Origin of the sequence: Corallococcus sp. CA053C (assembly GCF_003611675.1) — a bacterium.
Taxonomy (GTDB): domain Bacteria; phylum Myxococcota; class Myxococcia; order Myxococcales; family Myxococcaceae; genus Corallococcus.
The window spans coordinates 1-685 of the sequence record NZ_RAWA01000834.1; the positions used below are offsets into that span (position 1 = coordinate 1).

Annotated in this window: 1 protein-coding gene; it reads left to right on the forward strand. The window is 73.0% G+C overall.

The features are described 5' to 3' along the window. Positions 1 to 139 precede the first annotated feature (139 nt). Complete coding sequence (locus D7V97_RS43465; RefSeq protein WP_120616310.1) at positions 140 to 565, forward strand: hypothetical protein; 426 nt, start codon at positions 140 to 142, stop codon at positions 563 to 565. Positions 566 to 685 lie beyond the last annotated feature (120 nt).

A 685-nucleotide genomic window follows, 5' to 3' on the forward strand; every position in this document is an offset into this window, starting at 1 on the left:
GAAGTCGCCCTTATCCCCGTTCCCCGGACTCCATGACACGCCTCCGTCCTCCAAGGCCGCCGCCGAGCGTCGCGCCCTGGGAGCGGGGGGCATGGAGCACCGGGGTGCCGCGCGCCCGTGGTGCCTCGGAGTCCCGGCCATGATTCCCCCGCCGTCCCTGCGCTATCTCCCCCACGGTGTGCTGGCGTCCCTGCTGCTCCTGCTGATGTTGACGCCCCTGTTGTTCTCCCCGTCGCTCGCGCGGGCGGGGAATGACGGGCCGGACACGTTCATCGACGAGGGGCCCCCGGGCGCCACGCCTTCGCGCGAGGCCACCTTCGTCTTCACCGCCACGACGCTGAAGCCCGTGTTCTGGTGCTCGCTGGATGGCAGCCTCTTCATCCCCTGCGAGGCCCGCTGGCGCGTGAAGGACCTGTCCGTGGGCGAGCACACCGTGGACGTGTACGCGGTGGACGTGCACACCGCGCACCGGGACCTCACCCCGTCCGGCTGGGTGTGGCGGGTGACGGAGCGCGAACAGGACGCGGGGCCGCCCGGGGGCCGGCCGCGCGCGCAAGGACGCTAGCGGCGCGTCGGCAGGATGGCGCTGGCCACCAGGCTCATCAGCTTCAGCTGCGGGCGCGGCAGCCGGCGCAGGCTGCGCAGCAGGCGGCGCATCTCCGGCAGGTCGTCCTTGTCCGTGGAG

Bases quoted from the DNA above. Each gene is read 5' to 3' on its own strand.
- D7V97_RS43465 (WP_120616310.1), top strand. From the start codon at position 140: ATGATTCCCCCGCCGTCCCTGCGCTATCTCCCCCACGGTGTGCTGGCG.